Origin of the sequence: Actinopolyspora lacussalsi (assembly GCA_030803735.1) — a bacterium.
In the GTDB taxonomy this organism is placed as follows: Bacteria; Actinomycetota; Actinomycetes; order Mycobacteriales; family Pseudonocardiaceae; genus Actinopolyspora; species Actinopolyspora lacussalsi.
The window spans coordinates 3630680-3652581 of sequence record JAURUC010000001.1; the positions used below are offsets into that span (position 1 = coordinate 3630680).

Genomic DNA, 21902 nt, shown 5'->3' on the forward strand with positions numbered 1-21902 from the left:
GGCGTTGTCGGCTGGACTGTCCGCTGTGCTCGCTCGGCGGGACCTCTCGCGGGCTTCTCGCTGGGAGTGCCCCGACATCGATTAGGTAAAGCCACGTCGGATGCTTCCTCGCGAACGCCCGGCGAGAGAACCCGCGGCGGTGCCGGCCACGTGGATGGGTGTTTCGAGTGTCACTCCACAGTGGGTTTTCCGCGCTCTTTTCGGCTGGCGCCGGGGCTGCTCCCGGAAGCCACCGGAGCGCTGTCAGGGGTGACGTGCCCGCACCTTCCGCGAGTGGTCTCGCGCGGACTGCTGCTCGGGTCCGCACGCTCGTACGGCTCGACGGGCCACCGCGGCACCGGTCCTGCCCTGACTTCGGAGGGGCGGACGATCCGAAAACTCGGCCGTGCCGTGGCCGTGGTCACGTCTCCTCCGATTCAGTTCCCGTCTGGCGGGGGAAGAGTCCCGCGAGGATGTCGGAGATGGTGATTATTCCGGTCGCGCGTTCAGAGGTGCCGACCAGCGCTAGTTGGGTGCTGGTGTTGCGCATTCGGGAGAGGGCGTCGAGGACGCTGGTGTGCGGGTCGAGTCGGGGGCAGTCGCGGATGAGGCCGTCGAGGGGGTCCGTTGGGTTGAGGGTGAGGGTGTCGCGGACGTGCACCAGTCCGTGTGGGGAGCTGGGGGTGCCCACGAGGATCCGTAGGTGTCCGGATCGTCTGCTGGCGGTTCGCACGTCGGTGATGGTGGCGGTGTGGGGTACGGCGGCGATGGATTCTGTGCTGGTGAGGTCGCCGACGCGGAGTCGGGTGAGTTCGAGTGCGCCGGCGAGTTGGTCGGAGGACCAGGTGTCGAGTTCGCCGCTTTCGGCGGAGTGGCGTACGAGTTGGCGGAGTTCGTCGGGGTTCTGCTCGATGGCGACTTCGTCGACGGGGCGTACGCCGACCGCTTCGACGAGTTTGTTGGCGGTGTTGTTGAGCAGTAGCAGGATGGGGCGGAACAGCCACATGAATCCGCGCATGGGGAAGGCGAGCAGGGTGGCTGAGCGTTCGGGGTGGGCGATCGCCCATGATTTGGGGGCCATTTCGCCGACCACCAGGTGTAGGAAGGTCACCAGCAGCAGCGCGAGGACGAACGACATCGTGCCGCCGAGCCAGTGTGGTAGGCCGAGTGTGGTCAGTGCGGGTGTCAGGGCGTGTTCCACGGCGGGTTTGGTGATCGCGCCGAGGGCGAGGGTGCAGGCGGTGATGCCGAGTTGGCAGCCGGCGAGTAGTACCGACACTTCGGAGGCGTTGCGTAGTGCGGCGCGGGCGGCGCGGCTGGTGCTCGCGCGTTGTTCCAGGCGGGTGCGGCGGGCGCCGATGGTGGCGAACTCGATCGAGACGAACAGTGCGCTGGCCGCGATGATCGCGATGGTGATCAGCGTGGCCGTCCAGGGGCCTTGCATCAGGACTCCTCCTGCTCGGAGATCCCGGAGTCGGGGTTGCTCGTCCGGTCGCCGGTCGAGTGCTCGTCGGCAGTGTCTTCGCTCAGTTCCAGCACCAGTTGTGCGGGGACGTGTTGGTCGATCTCGATGATGGTGGCGCGCAGCGTCCGGACCGGGGGGTGCTGTGTGTGGGCGAGTTCGGCCGGGTCGTCCGGGAGTGTGATATCGACCACCGTGTTCTCCTCGGGCAGTGCCCCGTGGTGGGCGATGACGAGGCCGGAGACGGTTTCGTAGTCGCCGCGGGGGAGGGTGTGGGCGAGTTCGCGTTCGACTTCGTCGAGGGGGGCGTCGCCTCGGACCTGCCATCGCGTGCCGTTGTTGAGGGTGGTGACCAGGTGGGGTGGTTCGTCGGTGTCGTGTTCGTCGGTGAGTTCGCCGACCAGTTCCTCGGCCAGGTCTTCGAGGGTGACGATGCCGGCGAAGCCGCCGTACTCGTCGACGACGCAGGCCATCCTGCCGTGTGAGTCGGCCATCGCGGCCACCGCGTCGGGCAGCGACATCAGGGTGGGCAGGATGGTGGCCGGTCGGGTGAACTCGGTGACCGGGCGCTCACCGCCGCTCGTGTCCGTTTCGATGGACTCGAGTACGTCCACCAGGTGCACGATCCCCGCGATGCCGCCCTCTTCGTTGAGTACCGGATAGCGGGAGTGTCCGCTGCTCATGGTTTCGCGTACCTCGGCGAGCGTGGCGGTGTCGGTGAGCACGTCCACCCGGGAGTGGGGCACGAGGGCGTGTTCGACGTCGCGTTCCGGGAAGTCCAGCACCCGGTCCAGCAGCAGTGACAGCTCGGTGGGCAGTTCACCGGCCTGTCGGGAGGCGGTCACGATCCGCTGCAGGTCACTCGGGTTGGCGGCGTGTTCGACGTCGTGCACCGGCTCGATCCGCAGCAGCCGCAACAGCCCGGCCGAGGCCCGGTCGAAGAACCGGATCAGCCAGCCCGCCAGGCGCATGTAGACCACCGTGGAGGCCGACAGCCACCGCGCCAGCGGATACGGCCGTGCGATGGCGAGGTTCTTCGGGAACAACTCGCCGAACAGCATCTGTACGAAGGTCGACAGCACCAGCACTCCCGTGGTGCCGATCGCGATGCCCACCGCGGGGGACACGCCCACCCCGCCGAGCAGCTCGCCCACCGCGCGGCCGACCAGCGGTTCGGCGACGTAGCCGACCAACAGCCCCGTCACGGTGATGCCCAACTGGGCACCGGAGAGCATGAACGACGTCCGACGGGTTACCCGCAGCATCCGCGCGGCCACCCGATCACCCCGCTCGGCCCGGTCCTGCAGCCGCGCCCGATCGACGGTCATGAACGCGAATTCCTGGGCGACGAAGTACCCGTTGGCCGCGATGATCACCGCGATCAACAACAGCCCACCGAGCAGAGACAACACGATCAACACACGACCATTGTGCCGAATGCCCGATTCCGCGGTGGTGAACTGGTGAGTCCGATCGGGGGAGGAGGCCGCTTCGCCGGTCGGGACGCAGCGGATCCGTGGCGGTGGTGGTGCCATGGGTTCGGAGGGTGACCACGACACCACCATGTGGAGCGATTGGTTACTCCTCTTCCATCTCCTCCGAGAGTTCCTCGGCGAGCTCCTCCTCGTCGACCTCGCCCTCTTCCTCATCGCCGTCGAGCATTTCCCCGACGACCATGCCGCCCACCGCGCCGACGGCCAGTCCGCCCGCACCGGCGGCGATCATGCCTCCCATACCGGGACCGGAACGCTCTTCCTCGTGTTCCGGGTGCCCGTGGTGTTCGTGCACGTGGTGCGTGTGGATGCCGCCGTGTCCGTGAATGCCGGATTCGTGACTGGTGGCCACGCTTTCGAGCCAGTGGGTGAGTTCCGCGTGCCAGTCGGTGTGGACGGCTTCCTCGTGGCTTCGCCGGAGGCGCCCGATGGCCTCGCCGTCGGGGGTGAACATCCCGCCCCGCTTGTCGGCCTGCAGCACGATGTCGATGCCGTCGGGGTGTGCGACGAAGGTGAGTTCGATCTCCTCGACACGTCCGGCCAACTGGGCCGGCGGGAAGAACTCGATCTCCTGGTAGAACGGCAGTTGCTGCGGGGTGCCGTGGATGTGGCCGTGTTCGAGCTCGGCCTCCTTGACGCGGGCTCCCAGGTCAAGCAGTGCCTTGATCACCGGGAGCTGGGAGTCCAGCGGCTCGATGTGGACCGGGTCCAGGTCACTGGTGTCGACCGCCTTGGCCACCGCGACCTGCGTGCTGACCCCCAGGTGCATGCCTCGCAACGTTTCACCGAAGACCGTCGTGATCGGTGCTTCCCACGGCACGGGCACGCTGAAGGGGATGGTGTGGTATTCCTCACCGGCCAGGTGTAGCTCTTCGGCGACGGTGACCTGCTGCAGCGGCATGACCCGCTTCTCGTCGTCGCCGATCTCCACCTCGGCCACGAGGGTCAGCACGACCTGCTGTATCTCGGTATCCGTGCTGGCGCCGCCGACCCGGACCTCACCGAAAACGGCACCACCCGGTCGGGCCGTGTCGTTGCTCAGGACGGCGTCCACCGACGGTCCGCCCACGCCGACGGCTTGCAGCATCTTCTTGAACATCACCGCTCCTGTGTTCCGTACGATCGGATTCGGGCCGGGCAACGTGTGCCCGTTATCAGCGGTTCCTCACGGATCGTGACGATCCGGTGATCGTTATCGACTCGTGATGAACGGGTTGTGTCCGTGCCGCGACACCGCGCACGCACCCGTTCGGTCCGACGAGAGGGTGTACTACGGCTCGTGTTCTCGTGCCGAGGTGTTCGGTCGGGAATCAGCGGCCCCGCAGGTCCGTTCGAGGACGAAAAGGGTTCTGTCCGGCCCGCTCCGATTCGAGATGAGGTAGAGGTGCACAGACTCCGCAACGGACTCAAGACCGCCGTCCTGCTGGGCGGCCTGTCGGCGTTGATTCTGCTGGTCGGCCAGGTTCTCGGCGGCACCGTCGGCCTGCTGCTCGCCGCCGTGGTGGCGCTGGGGCTCAACGGCGTGTCGTATTTCTACTCGGACAGGCTCGCGATCCGGGCGATGCGTGCCGAGGAGATCGGGCCGAACCAGGCCCCGCGGCTGCACGCGATCGTGGCCGAGCTAGCCGCCACCAAGGGTATGCCCATGCCCCGGCTGTACCTGAGCCCGACGGACAGTCCCAACGCGTTCGCCACCGGTCGCAACCCCTCCAACGCGGCGGTGTGTGTGACTTCGGGAATCCTGGAGGTTCTCGACGAGCGGGAACTCCGTGGTGTGTTGGGACACGAACTCAGTCACGTGGGTAATCGGGACATTCTGATCTCCTCGGTGGCGGCCGGACTGGCCAGCATGGTCATGATTCTGGTCAACATCGCCCAGCTGGGGGCGCTGTTCGGGTTCGGCGGGGACGAGGACGGTCCGAGCTTTTTCGAGATCATCCTCATGGCGGTACTGGGTCCGGTGGCCGCCGGGCTGATTCAGGCCGCGATCAGCCGTTCCCGGGAGTACGCCGCCGACGCGTCCGGTGCTGAGGCCACTGGTGATCCGCTGGCTCTGGCCAGCGCGCTGGACAAGATCGAGCGCGTTGCCCAGGGACGCCCGTTGCCGGAAAGTTCCGAGACCGCTCCGGTCAGCTCGTTGATGATCGCGAACCCGTTCTCGGGTAAAACGATGATGCGGCTGTTCTCCACTCACCCCGACACGCGCGACCGTATCGCCCGGCTGCATTCCATGTCCGGCGAACAGCGTTGAGGAAGCGACGCGCTTCCGGAGGGAAGTGTCGACAGCGCTCTACCCTGGAAGCGGGAGGGCGGCCCGGTCACGCGTCCCCGGCGTGTCGATCCCGGCGTGTCGATGCTCCCGTGCCCGCCCGTCGGCGAGGAGCACTGTCGAGGTGTAGGTCCGCGTCAGTGCATCGTCCACAACAACAGCATGATCGAAACCAGCATGTGTGCCGCCCCGAGCGCGATACCGAGTAGCGCGGTGATGTCGAGACGGTGGTCGCCCCGGGTTGTCATCGAGACCGCGCCGCAGACCACGGCGCCGACGGCACATACCACGCCGGGTACGAGCAACACCCAGCTCGCGATGCCCAGGCACAGGGCGAGCGGGCCCAGCCAGGCATACGGGCCGGGACGATGTCGGGCCGGTATTCGTTCTCGGCTCATGCGGCTTTCCTGGGATACCGAACTCGGGAGCTCAGTGGCTCGAGGAGTCCTGGGGGAACCGGTCTCGTGACATCGAGGATCGCTCGGTCTGCCGGTCGTTTTCGCTTTCCGGACCCCTCCGGCGGTATCGACGCCAGAGCAGCGTGCTCACGACGATGAGGGCGAGCGTGGCGAAGAGAATCCAGCTCGCACGTCCGAGAACGTCCTCCAGGTAGGTGGCCGAAGCCCCGGCTGCTGTGCCGAGACCGACGTGCAACAACGACCAGCCACACGCTCCGAACAGTGCGGCGGGCAGAAACCGACGGAAGGACAGCCCGCTGGCCCCGGCGGCGACGGGGGTCAAAGTGCGTACGACGGGCAGAAATCGGGCGGTGAACACCGCCCCACTGCCGTGACGACGCAGCATCGCCGCGGCACGGTCCCAGTGCGTTTGCCCCAGTTTGATTACGATACGTGTTTGCCGCATACGGGGACCGAAACGGTGTCCCAACCAGTACCCGAAGCAATCACCAGCGCAGGCACAGCCCGCGACGACGGCGACCAGACCCAGGAAGTAACTGGGTTCGGTCACGCTCGCGCCCGCGAGGAACAGGGCGGTCTCACCGGGGATTAGGAAGCCCAGCCCGAACGTGCACTCGCTCAGCGCCAGCACACCGGCCAGTACGATCACCAGCGGCCACGGAAGATCCGTCAGGACACTGACACCGTCTCCGATGTCGGGCATGCGGACTCCTTGTGGTCGGAAGCGGTGCCGACACCGTACCCGCGGCCGGGAACGCGTGCCGCAGCGAGCGGGGTCGCCGTGGCGGTAAGCTGCACGACGAAGCGAGCCACGGTGCGCGCGTGGGGTCGTCGTAGACACGGAGGTCGCCGTGCCGGACGAGCAGCAGCCCGGAACCGGTCGTGAGCAGCGCAGGCCCTATCGCGGTTATCGGTCCGATTCGCGGCGTTCCGGATCCCTCCCCGAGGACCGGCGGCGGGAACGGGCCAGTGAGCCGCGCTCGTCCTCGAATGCCTCACACCGATCACGTCGGAACTCGCGGCGATCTCCTGACGCGACCGTCACACGCCCCATCCGTGCGGTTTCGCGACGCCCTGTCCGCCCGAGCCGGTTCCTACGTGCCGTGTTGAGGTCGACGCTGGCGCTGATGTCGGTGGCGGTGTTCGTTCTCAGTGGATACGCGTGGCTGATTCTCAACGACCTCGACGGCCGCCTCAACACCAGCGATGTCACCTCCAAGGCCGATGCCGACGGCTCGATGGACATTCTGCTCGTCGGCAAGGACAGCCGTACCGACGCCAACGGCAACCCGCTACCCGACGACCTGCTCCGACGGCTGCGTGCCGGTGACAACGAGGCCGAACTCACCGACACGCTTATCCTGCTGCACATTCCCCGTGACCGTTCGCGGGCCGTCGCCTATTCGATTCCGCGTGACACCTACGTCTCGATGCCGGACGGCTACGGCAAACACAAGATCAACTCCGCTTTCGGGCGTGCCAAGACGCAGGCCGCCGACGAGCTTCGCTCCGAAGGAGTGTCGGACTCGGCCGAGCTGGAACGTCGTTCCGCCGAAGCCGGCCGGGAACTGCTCGTGGACACGGTGACCGACCTGACCGGCGTGGGCATCGACCACTACGCAGAGGTCAATCTGCTCGGTTTCTACCGGCTGACGAAGGCCGTCGGTGGGGTGGAGGTGTGTTTGAAGAACGCCGTTGACGATCCTTACTCCGGAGCCGACTTCCCCGCGGGGCGACAAACCATATCCGGCGGTGACGCGTTGGCCTTCGTGCGGCAACGCCACGGTTTGCCCCGCGGCGACCTCGATCGCGTGGTGCGCCAGCAGGCGTTCATCGCGGGCCTGGCGCGTTCGATGCTCTCCAGCGGAACATTGTCCAACCCCGCCCGCCTCGACCGGCTGTTCAGCTCGATCGAACGCTCGGTGGTGCTCGACTCGGGCTGGGACGTGCTGGGATTCGCACAGCGGATGCACGGTCTCGCCGGCGGGAACATCACCTTCGACACGATCCCCGTGCAGGACCCCGCCTACGACACCCCCGACGGGCTGGCCGTCGAAGTCGATCCGGACGAGGTTCGCGAGACCATTCAACGCGTCAACGACGGACGACCACCGCAGCCGGAGCCTCCGCGGCAACTCGCGGCCACCACGGTCGACGTGCGCAACACCACCGACATCACCGGACTCGCCGGTCGGGTCCAGGACGACCTGTCCGAGGAGGACGTGCCGGTCGGCGACGTCGGCAACGCCGCCGAACGTGACACCTCCCGCGTCACCTTCGGACCCGGCGCCGACACCGCCGCGAGTTACGTCGCCGAGCTACTGGACGGTCTCCCCGCCGCCGAGGATGACGGACTCGACTCCGACGAGATCCGAGTTCTGCTCGCCGACGACTACGAGGGGCCCGGTGCCGCACAAGGCTTCAGCGCCTCGGACCCGCTGTCGCTGCACCCCGACTCGCACGCACCCCTCGCGGGTCCGTCGGCTCCCAGCGACGACGCCATCACCGCCGAGGGAATCCCCTGCGTCAACTAGACACGCACTCTCCGCGTGACCGACGCGACCTGAAGAGTGACGATCGGATCACTACCTGTCGCCGGACAGGGACGATCTACGCACAAGTAGCCCCGACGAACGAACCAGGAAAGATCGAAGGCCGACCGCTGCCCCACAGCCGGACGACGAGCACACCACGCTCTCTCATATGTCGCCGAACTCACCGAGCTGGTCGAGGGCGGCTTCGATCGCCCGGTGGAAGGTGGGGTAGGCGAAGATCATTCGGCGGAGCTGGGCGAGGTGCACCTGGGTGTGGACGGCGACGGTGAACGCGCCCAGGATCTCGCCGCCCAGCGGTGCGACCACGGTGGCGCCGAGGAGGATGTCGCGCTCGGTGTCCGCCACCAGTTTGATCAATCCCTCGTTGCCCGCTTTGTGGATCCAGCCCCGGGCCGAGGAGGGAATTCCGGTGATCGCTGTGCGCACGGGGAAGCCCGCTCGGCGGGCTTGGTCCTCGGTGAGCCCGAGGGAGGCCACCTCGGGGTCGGTGAACGCGACACCGGGCATGGCCCGGTAGTCCGCGGTTTCCTCCCCGTCCCCGAGTATGTCGTCGGCGGCGATGCGTGCCTGGTACACCGAGGTGTGGGTGAAGGCGCCGTGGCCGGTGACGTCACCGATGGCCCACACCCCGTCGGCGGCGCGCATCCGCTCGTCCACGGCGATGGTGTTCGCGGTCTCGTCGAGCCCGAGTGATCCCACCCCCAGCGCGGCGAGATCGGTGCGGCGTCCGGTGGCGACCAGCAGTTGTTCGGCCGAAGGGCTCTCCCCGGAGTCGAGTTCCACGGTGAACCGGCCGTCGTGGTGACCCACGCGCCGCGCGGAGGTGCCGGTGTGCACGGTGATCCCCTCGGCGGTGAACACCTCGGTGATGTTCGCGGAGGCTTCGGGTTCGCCGCCCGGCAGCACTCGCGGCGCGGCCTCGACCACAGTGGTGTCGACGCCGAACCGTGCGAACACCTGGGCGAACTCCATCCCCACGGGGCCCGCACCGAGCACCACCATCGAACCGGGCAGCGAGCGGGCCCGCACCGCTTCCCGGTTGGTCCAGAAGGGGGTGTCCCGGAGCCCGTCGATCGGCGGCACGGCGGGATCGGTGCCGGGGTTGAGCACGATCGCCCGACGGGGGCGGAAAACCCGATCCCCTTCCGTCGTGGTGACGGTGACCTCACCGGGAGCGGTCAGCCGGCCGGTACCACGCACGAACCGCCCTCCCGTGGCCTCGAAGCGCTGTACGGCGGCCCGGTCGTCCCAGTCGGTGGTGGCCTCGTCGCGGATGCGATCGGCGACCGGGGTCCAGTCCGGTCGGACCGACACCGTTCCCGCCAGCAGCGGAACCCGTCCGGCCTCGGCGAGCGCACCGGCCCCGCGGACCATCATCTTGGTAGGAACGCAGGCGAAGTACGGGCACTCGCCCCCGACCAGGCGGTTGTCCACGCCGACCACGCGCAGCCCCGCCGTGGCCAGTCGTCCGGCGAGGTCCTCGCCACCCGGACCCATGCCGACCACCACTGCATCGACCTCGTCCTCCACCATCTCCGCTCCCTCGGCTCGGGATTCCTGTCGCGCTCAGCCCAGCACCGAAACGGCGAGCACGCACGGCGGACGTAGCGCCCGTCCGGCGGGTTGAAATCGCGGACGTGATCGTGGAGAGCGTCCAATGCCGCTGACCGGGGCCTCGGGGTGCTCTGCTGGGGCGTGACCTTCACAACTGCCGGGCGTGCTTCTGCGATAGCCGATGGGCAGGGCTGTCACGCGGATGGCAGACCCCGTGAGGGTGGTCGCGGTGGCCCTGTTCGCGGTCAACTACGCGCACGACGGTTTCAGCGGTGGAATGCTCGCACGCCGGCGGGCTGTCCGTGTACCGGCGGGGATCGTGATCGAGCCACTACTCTACCCTGACGTAAGGGTAGATTCTGTCCGGAGACCCGACCCGGAGGTGGCCTTGACAGACGCGGGGACGCGAGAGGAAGAGCGGGAGCGTCGGCATCTGGCCGAGACGATGCGGCTGCTGAACGCGGAGCTGGAGCGGCTGGTCGATTCCATCGACAGGTCCGCCGAGTTCATCCAGGCGCAGAAGGAGCACCTGTGGGAGCACTGGCGCGACATGGACAGCTCCGAGAAGGCCAGGTTCCGCGTCGACGTGGACCTGTCGGTCGCCCAGGGTGAGCACTCGGTGAAGCGGCGGGAACGCGTCGAACGGCTGCTGGAGTCCCCCTACTTCGGGCGCGTGGACTTCCACCCGGACACCGACACCGCGGCCGAGGCCCACTACATCGGGGTGCACAACTTCTCGGATCCCGAGACCCAGGAGATCCTGATCCACGACTGGCGCGCGCCGGTGTCCACGCTCTTCTACGACTTCGAGTCGGGGCGGGCGCACTTCGAGGCGCCGGTGGGCACCATCCAGGGCGAGATCACGAGCAAGCGCCAGTACAAGATCCGGGGCGGTCAGCTGGAGTACATGTTCGAGAGCTCGCTGAACATCGGTGACGACGTGCTGCAGCGGGAGCTGGGCGAGTCCGCCGACGACCGGATGAAGAACATCGTGGCGACCATCCAGCGGGAGCAGAACGCCGTGATCCGCAACGAGACGGCGCGGGTGCTGATCCTGCAGGGCGTGGCGGGTTCCGGGAAGACGTCGATCGCGCTGCACCGTGTGGCGTTCCTGCTCTACCGCTTCAAGGACACCCTCTCGTCCGACAACATCATGATCCTCTCGCCCAACAGGGTCTTCGGTGACTACATCGCCGACGTGCTTCCCGAACTGGGCGAGGAACAGGTCTCCGAGATCGACTTCGACCGGATCGCGGGCAAGTTCCTGGCCAAGGTCACCGGCTACGAGACGTTCAGCGAGCAGGTGATCAAGCTGCTGGAGAACGGTGACGAGGCTGCTGCCGAGCGGATGCGCTACAAGGCGAGGCCCGAGTTCGTCGCCGAGCTCGACGAGTGGATCGCCGCGCGCGCGGACGAGGACTTCGTGCCCGCCGAGGTCGAGCGCAAGAGCAGACGACTCTCGTCCGACTGGGTCGCCGACGCCTTCGAGGAGGCTCGGGGGCTTCCGATCTTCACCCGGCTCGACCGCGTGGCGAGCAGGGCCGTGAACCAGCTCAAGCGGCAGGTGCTGGACAGGGGCGGCGGCAAGTGGTCCTCCTCGGACGCTTCCAGCGTCCGCAGGCAGATCCACGCGATGTTCCCCTACAAGGACGCGCTGGCCCTGTACAAGGCGTTCTACGACGATCCGGCCCGTCGCGGCATGTTCCAGCCGCTCGCCCGGAAGCGGATCGAGTACGCCGACGTGTTCCCGCTGATCTACACCATGATCAGGACGGCCAGGCAGGAGGGCTACGGCCACATCCGTCACCTCGTGGTCGACGAGATGCAGGACTACACGCCGGTGCAGTACGCCGTGCTGCGCGAGCTCTTCTCCTGCGACATGACGATCCTGGGCGACTCCAACCAGTCGGTGAACCCGTTCAGCTCCTCGTCACTGGCCACGATCCACAGTGTTTTCCCGGAGGCCGACTGCCTGGAGCTGTGCAAGAGCTACCGCTCCACGATCGAGATCACCGAGTTCGCCCAGCGCGTCTCCAGGAACGACAAGCTCGTCCCGATCGAACGGCACGGGCCCCAGCCCAGGGTTTTCGCCTGTTCCGACGAGCGGGCGCAACGGGAACGAATCCGCGGCCTCGTCGAGCGACACGGCGACAGCGAGCACCGCTCCCTCGGCATCATCTGCAAGACCGTCACCCAGGCGGAGGAGTTCCACGGCTTCCTCGCCGAGGCCGGTGTCGAGCTGACCCTGCTCGACTACGAAAGCACGGAGTTCACCGGTGGCATCGTCGTCACCTCGGCACACGTCTCCAAAGGACTGGAGTTCGACGCCGTGATCGTCCCCGCGGTGGACGACGCGAACTACGCCGACGAGATGGACAGGTGCATGCTCTACATCGCCTGCACCAGGGCGATGCACGAACTCCACCTGACCCACGACGGGCGGCTGTCGCGTTTCCTGGAGTTCGCCGCGGAACCAACGGAACGTTCCGGCGACGTCGACGATGAGACGGCGGGGATCCGCGACCACACCACGAAGACACCGGTGGGGTGACCGATCTCGGCGGGGGTCTTTCGCGGTCACGCCTCGACGGGCACGTCAGGGAGGTGTTCCCACAGCTCGCGCACGCTGCCGAAGCGTTTCTCGGGAAGCCGGTGGAGAACTTCGAGGAGCGCGGTGCGTGCACCGCTGTCCTCGGCGGTAACGAGGATGTCGGAGGTGGCCGTCGGCGGTGCCTCGAATGCCTTGTCGACGGCGTCGAGTATTTCGAGTCGTGTCACCGGATGATTCGTCTGTTCGTCCACCACGTCGAGCGAACTTACCCTTACGTGACTGTAGGGTTTGGGTGGGGTTCACGGGAGCACGACGGAGCCGTGCGCGTGGTCCGTGCCCGGTCGGCTTCGTAAGTGCGCGAGAATCGTTGGTCACCGTCGTTGCGAACAGCGGGCGTTCCGGGTGGCGAGGAAAGGACGGCATGGTGGACGGGCATATGCAGATCGGTGAGGTCGCCGAGCGCACCGACCTGTCGTTGCGCACGATCCGCTACTACGAGGAAGTCGGTCTGGTCGTGCCGAGCGCGCGCAGTCAGGGTGGGTTCCGGCTGTACACCGAGGCCGATCTGCAGCGCTTGGCCGTGATCAAGCGGATGAAGCCACTGGGGTTCCAGCTCGAGGAGATGCGTGAGCTGCTGGAGCTGCTCTCCCGGGACACCACCGAGCTGACGGGCCGCGAGCAGGAGCGGCTGCGGGATTTCCGGCACAAGGCCGATGAGCAGTGCGACCGGCTGCGGACCCGACTGCGGACCGCCGAGGAGTTCGCCGAGACGCTGCACAAACGTCTGGCCGACTGAGCCTCGCCGGGGGAGTCGGTGGGATTCCCGAGCGGCTCTCGTCGTGGTGAGGCCCGCTGTCGGGTGGCTGGGTCCGCACGGGCGGCAGCGCGGCAGCGGTACCGCCCGTGCGGTGCCCGATCAGTGGTGCCCGATCAGTCCGATCAGTGGTGCCCGCCGAGATTGCCCGCGAGGGCGGCGTGCCGCTGCTCGCTGGGTTCGTTCATCCCCGAGATGCTCACCTCGGTGCCACGTTCCCGGTACTTGGTGGTGATCGCGTCGAGCGAGGCCACGGTGGAGGCGTCCCAGACGTGGGCCTCGGACAGGTCGATGACCACGTTGGCGGGGTCGTTGGCGTAGTCGAACTGGAACACCAGGTCGTTGCTGGAGGCGAAGAAGAGCTGGCCGGTCACGCGGTAGATTTTCGTGCTGCCGTCCGGATCGAGGACGCTGTCCACGCTGACCAGGTGCGCCACTCGGTGCGCGAAGAGCACCAGCGCCACCACCACGCCGACCACGACCCCGATGGCGAGGTTGTGGGTGAACACGGTGACCGCGACGGTGGCGAGCATGACGGTGGTCTCGCTCTTGGGCATCCTGCGCAGCGTCTTCGGGTGGATGCTGTGCCAGTCGAAGGTGCCCACCGCGACCATGACCATGACCGCGACCAGGGCGGCCATCGGAATCAGCGCGACGATGTCGCCCAGTGCGAGCACGAGCACGAGCAGCAGCGCCCCGGCGAGGAAGGTCGACAGCCTGGTCCGGGCGCCGGACTTCACGTTGATCATGGTCTGCCCGATCATCGCGCAGCCACCCATGCCGCCGAAGAAGCCGGTGACGATGTTGGCCACACCCTGTCCCCACGAGACGCGGGTCTTGTTGGAGTGGGTGTCGGTGAGGCCGTCGACGAGCTTGGCCGTCATCAACGACTCCATGAGGCCCACCAGGGCCAACGCCAGCGCGAAGGGGGCGATGATCCGCAGGGTCTCGAAGGTCATCGGTACGGCGGGAATGCCGAGCACCGGCAGGCTGTCGGGCAGCTGCCCCTGGTCACCGACCGTGGGAACGGGGATTCCCGCCGTCACGGCGATGCCGGTGACCACCACGATCGCCACCAGCGGGGCCGGGATCGCCTTGGTCAGTCGGGGCAGACCGACCATGATGCCCAGTCCGACCGCTGCCAGTGCGTAGACCTTCCAGGAGACGTCGGTCAGGTAGGGCAGCTGGGCGGTGAAGATGAGAATGGCCAGCGCGTTGACGAAGCCGACCATCACGCTGCGCGGCAGGAAACGCATCAGCCGGGCGACGCCGAGCGCGCCGAGCAGGGCCTGCATCACCCCGCCCAGGACGACGGTGGCCACCAGGTACTCAACGCCGTGCTGCTGGGCGACGGGAGCGACGACCAGCGCGATCGCTCCGGTGGCACCGGAGATCATCGCGGGGCGCCCACCGGCGAACGCGAGCGTGACGGCCATGGTGAACGAGGCGAACAGCCCTACGCGCGGGTCCACCCCGGCGATGATGGAGAACGAGATCGCCTCGGGAATGAGCGCGAGCGCGACGACGAGTCCGGCCAGCGCCTCGGTGCGCAGCACACGTGGGGACAGCCAGGACGGACGTGTTCGCAGGACAGCAGGAAGCGACATCATCTTCTTTCGACAACGACGGAAACGGAAAAGTCGACCCCAGTGGGGGCCACGCCGATGGGGCCCCGCGATCGAGTCCAACACTACCCTTACGTCAGGGAAGGTTTGGGAAGAATGTGACGCGGCTCGAAGTGTGACTCGACTTACCGCGCTGTTTCCCGTGCGAGGCAGCCCCGCTCGACGTTGTTCCCGCCGAACGCCCGTTCTCGCGCACTCGGTCCGGCCGGGGGTGCGGGTAGCTCCGCGTACGGAAACCTACACTGACGTAAGTGTTGTGTACGGGGGGTCTCGACCGGCGGTACTCCGGCACGGCAGCGTTTTCGTATCGGGACGGCGCGGATCGACGTGGCGGTCCAGCCGCGTGGTGTTTCGACGAGCGCCGGTGGGACGAACCCCGGTGATCCGGCTACAGCGGGAGACAGATTGAGCACGGCCCCTCAGACCCAGCACGCGGATCCGGCGGGGGAGGCGGCGCGGCGCCGCACCTTCGCGGTGATCAGCCACCCGGACGCGGGCAAGTCGACCCTGACCGAGGCGTTGGCGCTGCACGCGAAGGTGATTTCGGAGGCCGGTGCGGTACACGGCAAGGCCGGTCGTCGCGGGGTCGTCTCGGACTGGCTGGACATGGAACAGGCACGAGGTATCTCGATCACCTCGGCGGCGCTGCAGTTCGAGTACGACGACTGCGTCATCAACCTGCTGGACACCCCCGGCCACGCGGACTTCTCCGAGGACACCTACCGGGTGCTGGCGGCGGTGGACTCGGCGGTGATGCTGCTGGACGCCGCGAAGGGCCTGGAACCGCAGACGCTGAAACTGTTCGACGTCTGCCGCCACCGCGACATCCCGGTGATCACCTTCATCAACAAGTGGGACCGTCCCGGGCGCGAGGCGCTGCAGCTGTGCGACGAGATCAGCGAGCGGATCGGGCTGCGGCCGATGCCGCTGACCTGGCCGGTCGGCGAGGCCGGGCACTTCGAGGGCGTGCTCGACCGTGAGTCCGGGGAGTTCGTCGGCTACGAGCGCGCCGACGGCGGCGCCCACCTCGCGCGGGAGAACCGCCTGACCGCGGCGGAAGCCGCGTCGGAGGTCGGCGCGGAGTGGGAGCGGGCCGTCGAGGAGTCCGAGCTGCTGACGGAATCCGGTGGTGACCTCGACACCGAGGCGTTCCACGCGGCAGTGGCCACCCCGGTGCTGTTCGGTTCGGCGGTGCGCAACTTCGGTGTCGGGCAGCTGCTCGACCTGCTGGTGCGGTTGGCGCCCCAACCCACCGCCCGGCCGGACACGCGGGGGAATCCCCGAGCGCTCGACGCGCCGTTCTCGGCGTTCGTCTTCAAGGTGCAGACCGGTATGGACCCCGCCCACCGGGACCGGGTGGCGTTCGCCCGGGTGTGCTCCGGCGAGTTCGAGCGCGGCATGGTCGCCACCCACGCCGCCACCGGCAAGCCCTTCGCCACCAAGTACGCCCAGCACATGTTCGGCCAACAGCGCGACACCGTCGAGACCGCCTACCCCGGCGACGTGGTCGGCCTGGTCAACGCCTCCGCGCTCGGAGTGGGGGACACGTTGTACGGGGGCAAGCCCGCCGTGGAGTTCCCTGGCATCCCCAGTTTCGCCCCGGAGCACTTCGCGGTGGCCCGCACGAGCGATCCCGGCCGGGCGAAGCAGTTCCGGCGCGGTGTCGAACAGCTGGCCCAGGAAGGCGTCATCCAGGTGCTGCACTCCGAGGTTCGTGGTGAGGGAGCTCCGGTGCTCGCGGCGGTCGGGCCGATGCAGTTCGACGTCGTCACACAACGGATGGAGTCGGAGTTCCGCGCGCCGATCAAGCTGGAACGGCTGCCCTACCAGGTGGTGCGCCTGGTCGGGGACCGGAACCAGAGCACCGCACTGCGGACCCACAACAGCGAGGTCCTGGAACGCCGCGACGGCGTCACCCTGGCCGTGTTCACCGACAACATCGCGCTGCGCTCCCTGGTTCGGCTGAACCCGGATCTGGACCTGCGCCACCTGGTAGCCGACGCGGACTGACCCCCGGCTTCCGACCGGCCCTGTCGCTTCCAGACCGATCCCGTCGCTTCCGAGCGGCCCTGTCGCTTCCAGACCGATCCCGTCGCTTCCGAGCGACCACCACGAGTCGACCGAGGACCCCGCCCAGTGCCCACCACTTCCGACGGCTCCGGTAACAGCACTACAGCGACGAACACCACGACAGCGGCCGAGCCCCGCCTGTCCCGCGTGGTCGTTCCCACCGCGACGGCACTGGCGCTGACCGCCCCGGGACAGACCCCGGCCGTGTCGATCTTCGTCGATCCGATCATCGAGTCGTTGGGAATCTCCCGCACCGTGGTCTCGACCGCCTACATGGCGGGTTCGATCTCCGGTGCGCTCGTCATGCCGCTGCTGGGACGCGTCATCGACCGCTTCGGCCCTCGCACGATCATGGCCGCCATCGGTGCCTGCTTCGGGATCATCCTGCTCGCCGCTTCCACCGTGTCCGGCATCATCGGCCTGACCGCGGCCTTCATCGGAATCCGGGTCGGTGGGCAGGGAGCGCTCAACCTGGTGGCCACCACCACCGTGGCCGTGTACGTCCACCGCAGCCGCGGCTTCGCGATGGGCCTCACCTCGGCCATCGGCACGGCGGGCATCTCCCTGGCGCCGGTGCTGCTCGAACGGCTCGTCTCCCAGCTGGGCTGGCGCGAGGTCTGGGCCCTGGAAGGGGCGGTCGTCCTCGCGCTCGTCGTCCCCGCCGCGCTGCTCGTCCTACCGCGCAACCCACCCCGCCCAGAAGAACACCGGCGGGAATCAGCTTCCGGTGGCGGAGCCGGGCGCCGTAACGGTCCTGCCGTGGACTGGACGCTGCCCGAGGCGATGCGCACCGGTATGTTCTGGGTCGTCGCGAGCGGTGTCGGGGTGTGCAGCCTCGTGGCCACCGCGCTGACCTTCCACCAGGTCTCGTTGCTCGGCGAGCGGGGACTGAGCGCCGCGCAGGCCGCGGCCGTGTTCATCCCCCAGACGCTGGCCGGACTCGCCGCCAGTTTCCTGCTCGGTTGGCTCGCCGACCACGTGGCCGACCGCGTGCTCATCATCGCCACCATGACCGTCCTCGCCGTGGCCACGCTCGGCGCCGGATGGGTGCACCCCGGCTGGACCGCTTTCGCCTACGGACTCGCGCTCGGCGTGTGCACCAACGGCATCCGCACCCTGGAGGCGGTGGCCTTTCCCCGTTGCTTCGGGCTGCGCCACATCGGCGCCATCCGAGGGGTCGTCCACTCCGTCACCGTCGGAGCCTCCGCCTTCGGGCCACCACTGCTGGCGATCGGGCGTTCGATGACCGTGTCCTACCGGCCCGTGCTTCTCGTGCTCTGCCTGCTGCCCGTCGCGGTCGTCGTGGCCGCTGTGCTGACCAGGGACCCGCCACCGGCGCCGCCCAACCGGCCTCCGGCCGAGCGGGACGAGGAGCAGCTCGCCGCCGACCCGTCCGAGGAGCGGGCCGACTGACGACGCTCACTCGTCCGGCGGAAGGAGCGGACCGCCGAGCCATCTCTGGAACACGAGGTTCGTGTGCACCAGGGCTATCTCGTCACGTGCGGTGAGTTCGTCGAGCACCAGTCGTTGCAGGGCGTTCGCGTTCTCCGCCGCCACGTGGATGAGGAAGTCGTCGGGTCCCGTCAGGTGGTAGAGCTCGCGGGTCTCGGGCTGGTTGAGGACGTGTTCGACGAAGGGGTCCACCAGCGGACGACGATGCGGCTGCATCCGGACGTAGAGCAGCGCTTCCAGCGGTCGATCGAGCTTGGCCGGATCGACTCGTAGCTGATATCCCACGATGACTCCGGTTTCGCGGAGTCTGTTCACTCGGTCCAGACAAGTGGACGGTGCGATCCCGACCGTCGCGGCCAGTTCCTTGTTGGGGAGCCGGGCATTGTTCTGCAGTGCCGCCAGAATTTTCAGATCCACCGAATCCAATGGGACAGACCGGGACATTGGTCGAATTCTACACGGATGTGTTGTCCCTTCCCGTGTCGTCAGCGGATACTTTGTCCCAGTCGCGCCGAGAATGTTGAACAGGTCTCACTCAATTGGACGATTATGATCGAGCATGTCTTCGTCTTCATCGGCACGACCGTGCTGATGCTGGTCGTCCCCGGGCCGGATTTCGTACTGGTGACCAGGAATGCCGTGGCCGGTGACCGAACGCGGGGATACCGGACGATGGTGGGCATCTGCGCGGGGCTGGCGTTGCTGACCATGATCACTGCCAGTGGGCTGGCAGCGGTGATAGCGGCCAGCACCACCATGCTGACGATCCTGCGCATGTCCGGAGGCATCTACCTCCTGGCGCTCGGCGGCTTCGTCCTGCTGTCGCTGTGGCGTCGGCGGCAACGTCCTCCCGCTACGGCTCCACCGCCGCCGCGGCGGGTGAACTCGCCGTTCCTGCAGGGATTCCTCAACAACGTGCTCAACCCGAAGGCACTGCTGTTCTACCTCACCTTCATGCCGCAGTTCCTGCTCGCGTCAGGGCCGCCCGTGTTCGTGCAGACCCTGTTCATGGGGATGCTGGTGGTCGGCTGTGCCGCGACGTGGTGGACCCTGTACGTCACCGCGCTCGGTTCGATCCACACCACGCTCGCACGCGGGTCCGTCCGCACCGCCGTCGACGCCGGGGCCGGGACAGCGCTCGGCGCGCTCGGCGCGGTGGCTCTCGTGGGGGGACTGTGAGAATCTCCGCGGGTTGCTCTCGCGCTGAGAGCGGCGGAAGAATTTCCCCGCGAGGACTTCCGGACGGTTTTCGGTTCCTCGGATTCCTCGCGGCGGAGTCACGTCGGGCCCGTCGTCGACGACGCGATGTTCGGACCGCCGTGCTCGCGACACCGTGTCGTCGTCTACGAGGTCCGACGTGGCGATTCCGCTCCGTCTCACACGCCGCGCGCTGAGTACTCGCGGCGTTTCGACTCCACCCGAGCGACGTAGTGGGCGGTCTCCTCGTGGTTGGTGGAGCGTGCGAGCTCGGCGAACCCTTCGCGGAAGAGCAACCGCACGGGGGTGTGCACCCGCTCGGGCGGAACCGGCAGCTCTCCGGATGCCTTGGCAGTGTGGACGAGCTCGGGGACGTCGTGTGAGTACTCCCGGTCGACGGCCCAGTAACGCAGCGCTCCGTCCGTGATCGGTTCCGCATCGGGAAACCCGCGTTTCTCCGCATCGGGGAGAGGACGGGTGTCCAGGTCGAAACGCAGCACTTCACCGACTGCCTCGCGCCACTCGACAGGTACGGCGTGGCTGAGGCGGTCGTGCCACCAGTCGACCACGAGGCTTTCGAACTCGGGTTCGGTGAAGCAGTACTCCAGTGCGGGCGCCAATGAGTCGGGATCGGCGGTCGAGCGCTCCGCCGCCTGGGTGAGCAACCGGGCTCCCGGTCGGGTTTGCTCGTCGACGTAGTCCGCCAACGACAGGATGGCCTCCGACTGGGTCATGCTCCCGCTCGCCCGGAGCACCGGGAAGATGTTCCGGAGGACGACGTTCTCGGCGAGCAGGCGTGCCCAGAACAGGAAACGCTGCATCCGGAGATTCTCGGACAGGCTCACGTCCTTGTTCGCCAGCACGTACTCGAAGTCGTCGCGGTCGCCGCGGACGGTGACGAAACCGTAGAGCTCACGACGTTCGGTGTAGTCGGTGTTGGGCAACAGCAGCAGGGGATAGGCCGCGATGCGGGACACGTGCTTGGCGAGCTCGTCATAACCGGCCAGGAACGAGTCCGGGGACTCCCCCGGAGCTCCCCATATGAGTTCGGCGTACGCGTCGAGCCCCTCGGCCGCCAGCCACTCCGCCAACTCGCGCCACTGATTGATCTTCATGTTGCGTCGATTCATGTTGGACAGCGTGTCGACGTCCAGCGTCTGGAGAGCGAGCGTGAAGGAGCTCTGCAGATCGGCGTCCCGCATGAGTCGCACTATCCTGTAGAACATCGCGTTTTTGTTCTTGGCCCACGACGTCTCCAGGGCGACCGGATAGCCGTACCTTCTCTTGACGGCGATGAGGTCCTCGACGAACTCCATGTCCTGCGGCAGCATTCCGAAGTTCGCGTCACAGAGCACTATCGTCTCGGCCCCGGCCCGTGCCAGTGTCTCGAGCTCGAGACGTAACCTCTCCCGGGAGAACGCGCGAACTTTCTGGCCCACCGCGCCGCCCCAGAAGCAGAACGCACAGTGATAGGGGCATCCCCGGTTGGTCTCCAGCAGCGCGACGTCGTACCGAAAACGACCGTTGTCGTCGAGCAACGGTACGGAACCGTTCAGGATGGGGGAAGGTATCTCGTCCAGGTCCGTTATCCGGTCCCGCGCCGGGGTCGTGACCAGCTGGCCGTCGGCGTCGCGGAACGAGATGTCGTCGATTTCGGAGTAGTTCCGCTCCTCGAGCAGCGCGTGCAGGAGATCCCGGAAAGTGAACTCGCCTTCGCCGTTGACGACGACGTCCACCGCGTCGCAGTTGTTGAACACGCGTGTGGCCTGGTGGGCGACGTGATTACCACCGAAGATGATCACGCACTTCGGATTGGCCTGCTTGATCGATTCAGCCAAGGCGGAGAACTGCCGAACATTCCAGCCCAGCACGGAGAATCCGACGACATCGGGTACTCCGCCCCGCAGGAGTTGTATCGCCATTTCGATCGGGGTTAAATTACCCGGAAAATTCTCTATTGATACATCGCATTCTTCCCGCAGGTTGGCGTCGCTCTCGACGGAAGCGGCCAGGTACCCCGCCGCGAGCGGCATGGACTCCCTGGACATGTGCCATACACCCTGCTGGACGAGCTTCACTGTGAGCATCGGTATTTCCCAATCAGTCGGGACCGTTCGTCGGGAACACGCGGATACGAGCAGATAGGGCACCCCGGTCGGGGTCGGGGTGGGAGTCGCGAGAAATTTTTACGCCGCCGAAACATCGTTGTGTTCGTGCCCACCGCGGCTGCGATTCAGCGCGACCTGATCGCAGTCTCCTGGTTCCTGATCAGTGTGTCAACGCTCGATGTTTTTGTATTTGTTCGGAAATCCTACGGTACGCACCGCATTCGAGATCGAAAGATTTCGTGTCGGTCCTCTCGGATTTTGTTCGCGTTGAGAGGTGTTTCGGCGAATTTTGTCCGGGCTTGGTGACACGGGGGGATGTGTTGGGCAAGCTGTTGATCAAACCCAGCACCTTTT

The 21902-nt window shown here is 67.1% G+C and carries 17 protein-coding genes; 7 read left to right on the forward strand and 10 right to left on the reverse strand.

What is annotated here, in order from left to right:
* Window positions 1–400 precede the first annotated feature (400 nt).
* The 3 genes from J2S53_RS16305 to J2S53_RS16315 form a co-directional block, all read right to left on the reverse strand.
* On the reverse strand, window positions 401–1423 hold the full coding sequence (locus J2S53_RS16305; protein ID WP_456241690.1) for a CNNM domain-containing protein: 1023 nt from the start codon (window positions 1421–1423) through the stop codon (window positions 401–403).
* Window positions 1423–2862 carry a hemolysin family protein gene (locus tag J2S53_RS16310; protein WP_456241691.1) on the reverse strand — a complete coding sequence of 480 codons (1440 nt, stop codon included), beginning with the start codon at window positions 2860–2862 and terminating at the stop codon, window positions 1423–1425. The genes J2S53_RS16305 and J2S53_RS16310 overlap by 1 nt, the downstream gene beginning before the upstream one ends.
* 157 nt (window positions 2863–3019) lie before the next feature.
* Window positions 3020–4033, reverse strand: a complete 1014-nt coding sequence (locus J2S53_RS16315) for a sporulation protein (RefSeq protein ID WP_456241692.1) — start codon at window positions 4031–4033, stop codon at window positions 3020–3022.
* 285 nt (window positions 4034–4318) lie between these two features.
* Here J2S53_RS16315 and J2S53_RS16320 point away from each other — a divergent pair, with 285 nt between their 5' ends.
* Entirely contained in the window at window positions 4319–5185 is an 867-nt protein-coding gene (locus tag J2S53_RS16320) for a M48 family metalloprotease (protein WP_456241693.1), read from the forward strand.
* 155 nt (window positions 5186–5340) lie between these two features.
* On the opposite strand, the gene J2S53_RS16325 is transcribed toward J2S53_RS16320, so the two are convergent.
* Both J2S53_RS16325 and J2S53_RS16330 read right to left on the reverse strand, forming a co-directional pair.
* Complete coding sequence (locus J2S53_RS16325; RefSeq protein WP_456241694.1) at window positions 5341–5601, reverse strand: hypothetical protein; 261 nt, start codon at window positions 5599–5601, stop codon at window positions 5341–5343.
* A gap of 31 nt (window positions 5602–5632) precedes the next feature.
* Window positions 5633–6325, reverse strand: a complete 693-nt coding sequence (locus J2S53_RS16330; protein WP_456241695.1) for a DedA family protein — start codon at window positions 6323–6325, stop codon at window positions 5633–5635.
* Window positions 6326–6725: 400 nt separating this feature from the next.
* On the opposite strand from J2S53_RS16330, the gene J2S53_RS16335 reads away from it, so the two are divergent.
* Window positions 6726–8156 (forward strand): LCP family protein, encoded by a 1431-nt coding sequence (locus J2S53_RS16335; protein ID WP_456241696.1) that lies wholly within the window; start codon window positions 6726–6728, stop codon window positions 8154–8156.
* Window positions 8157–8321: 165 nt separating this feature from the next.
* Here J2S53_RS16335 and J2S53_RS16340 read toward each other — a convergent pair whose 3' ends face one another.
* A complete protein-coding gene (locus J2S53_RS16340) occupies window positions 8322–9710 on the reverse strand; it encodes a dihydrolipoyl dehydrogenase family protein (protein ID WP_456241697.1) in 1389 nt (462 codons plus the stop codon).
* A gap of 403 nt (window positions 9711–10113) precedes the next feature.
* Between J2S53_RS16340 and J2S53_RS16345 the strand changes: the two genes are divergently transcribed.
* A complete protein-coding gene (locus tag J2S53_RS16345) occupies window positions 10114–12282 on the forward strand; it encodes a HelD family protein (RefSeq protein ID WP_456241698.1) in 2169 nt (722 codons plus the stop codon).
* Window positions 12283–12308: 26 nt separating this feature from the next.
* Here J2S53_RS16345 and J2S53_RS16350 read toward each other — a convergent pair whose 3' ends face one another.
* On the reverse strand, window positions 12309–12536 hold the full coding sequence (locus tag J2S53_RS16350) for a DUF2795 domain-containing protein (RefSeq protein WP_456241699.1): 228 nt from the start codon (window positions 12534–12536) through the stop codon (window positions 12309–12311).
* 167 nt (window positions 12537–12703) lie between these two features.
* On the opposite strand from J2S53_RS16350, the gene J2S53_RS16355 reads away from it, so the two are divergent.
* A complete protein-coding gene (locus tag J2S53_RS16355) occupies window positions 12704–13078 on the forward strand; it encodes a MerR family transcriptional regulator (RefSeq protein ID WP_456241700.1) in 375 nt (124 codons plus the stop codon).
* Between the two features lie 143 nt (window positions 13079–13221).
* On the opposite strand, the gene J2S53_RS16360 is transcribed toward J2S53_RS16355, so the two are convergent.
* Complete coding sequence (locus J2S53_RS16360; protein ID WP_207227496.1) at window positions 13222–14706, reverse strand: SulP family inorganic anion transporter; 1485 nt, start codon at window positions 14704–14706, stop codon at window positions 13222–13224.
* Between the two features lie 420 nt (window positions 14707–15126).
* Here J2S53_RS16360 and J2S53_RS16365 point away from each other — a divergent pair, with 420 nt between their 5' ends.
* Together J2S53_RS16365 and J2S53_RS16370 are read left to right on the forward strand one after the other, a co-directional pair.
* The gene (locus J2S53_RS16365; RefSeq protein ID WP_456241701.1) at window positions 15127–16731 is read left to right on the forward strand and encodes a peptide chain release factor 3; all 1605 of its coding nucleotides are present in this window, start codon (window positions 15127–15129) and stop codon (window positions 16729–16731) included.
* A gap of 126 nt (window positions 16732–16857) precedes the next feature.
* The gene (locus J2S53_RS16370) at window positions 16858–18204 is read left to right on the forward strand and encodes an MFS transporter (RefSeq protein WP_456241702.1); all 1347 of its coding nucleotides are present in this window, start codon (window positions 16858–16860) and stop codon (window positions 18202–18204) included.
* 6 nt (window positions 18205–18210) lie between these two features.
* Here J2S53_RS16370 and J2S53_RS16375 read toward each other — a convergent pair whose 3' ends face one another.
* Window positions 18211–18687, reverse strand: coding sequence for an Lrp/AsnC family transcriptional regulator (locus J2S53_RS16375; RefSeq protein ID WP_092925235.1), 477 nt, complete (start codon window positions 18685–18687; stop codon window positions 18211–18213).
* Between the two features lie 105 nt (window positions 18688–18792).
* Here J2S53_RS16375 and J2S53_RS16380 point away from each other — a divergent pair, with 105 nt between their 5' ends.
* The gene (locus tag J2S53_RS16380; protein ID WP_456241703.1) at window positions 18793–19422 is read left to right on the forward strand and encodes a LysE family translocator; all 630 of its coding nucleotides are present in this window, start codon (window positions 18793–18795) and stop codon (window positions 19420–19422) included.
* Between the two features lie 197 nt (window positions 19423–19619).
* On the opposite strand, the gene J2S53_RS16385 is transcribed toward J2S53_RS16380, so the two are convergent.
* Window positions 19620–21527 carry a KedN5 family methylcobalamin-dependent radical SAM C-methyltransferase gene (locus tag J2S53_RS16385; RefSeq protein WP_456241704.1) on the reverse strand — a complete coding sequence of 636 codons (1908 nt, stop codon included), beginning with the start codon at window positions 21525–21527 and terminating at the stop codon, window positions 19620–19622.
* Window positions 21528–21902 lie beyond the last annotated feature (375 nt).

Coding starts and splice junctions, on each gene's coding strand:
- J2S53_RS16360 (WP_207227496.1), bottom strand. CDS start 14,706: ATGATGTCGCTTCCTGCTGTCCTGCGAACACGTCCGTCCTGGCTGTCC.
- J2S53_RS16340 (WP_456241697.1), bottom strand. CDS start 9,710: ATGGTGGAGGACGAGGTCGATGCAGTGGTGGTCGGCATGGGTCCGGGT.
- J2S53_RS16375 (WP_092925235.1), bottom strand. CDS start 18,687: ATGTCCCGGTCTGTCCCATTGGATTCGGTGGATCTGAAAATTCTGGCG.
- J2S53_RS16385 (WP_456241704.1), bottom strand. CDS start 21,527: ATGCTCACAGTGAAGCTCGTCCAGCAGGGTGTATGGCACATGTCCAGG.
- J2S53_RS16305 (WP_456241690.1), bottom strand. CDS start 1,423: ATGCAAGGCCCCTGGACGGCCACGCTGATCACCATCGCGATCATCGCG.
- J2S53_RS16325 (WP_456241694.1), bottom strand. CDS start 5,601: ATGAGCCGAGAACGAATACCGGCCCGACATCGTCCCGGCCCGTATGCC.
- J2S53_RS16315 (WP_456241692.1), bottom strand. CDS start 4,033: ATGTTCAAGAAGATGCTGCAAGCCGTCGGCGTGGGCGGACCGTCGGTG.
- J2S53_RS16330 (WP_456241695.1), bottom strand. CDS start 6,325: ATGCCCGACATCGGAGACGGTGTCAGTGTCCTGACGGATCTTCCGTGG.
- J2S53_RS16380 (WP_456241703.1), top strand. CDS start 18,793: ATGATCGAGCATGTCTTCGTCTTCATCGGCACGACCGTGCTGATGCTG.
- J2S53_RS16355 (WP_456241700.1), top strand. CDS start 12,704: ATGGTGGACGGGCATATGCAGATCGGTGAGGTCGCCGAGCGCACCGAC.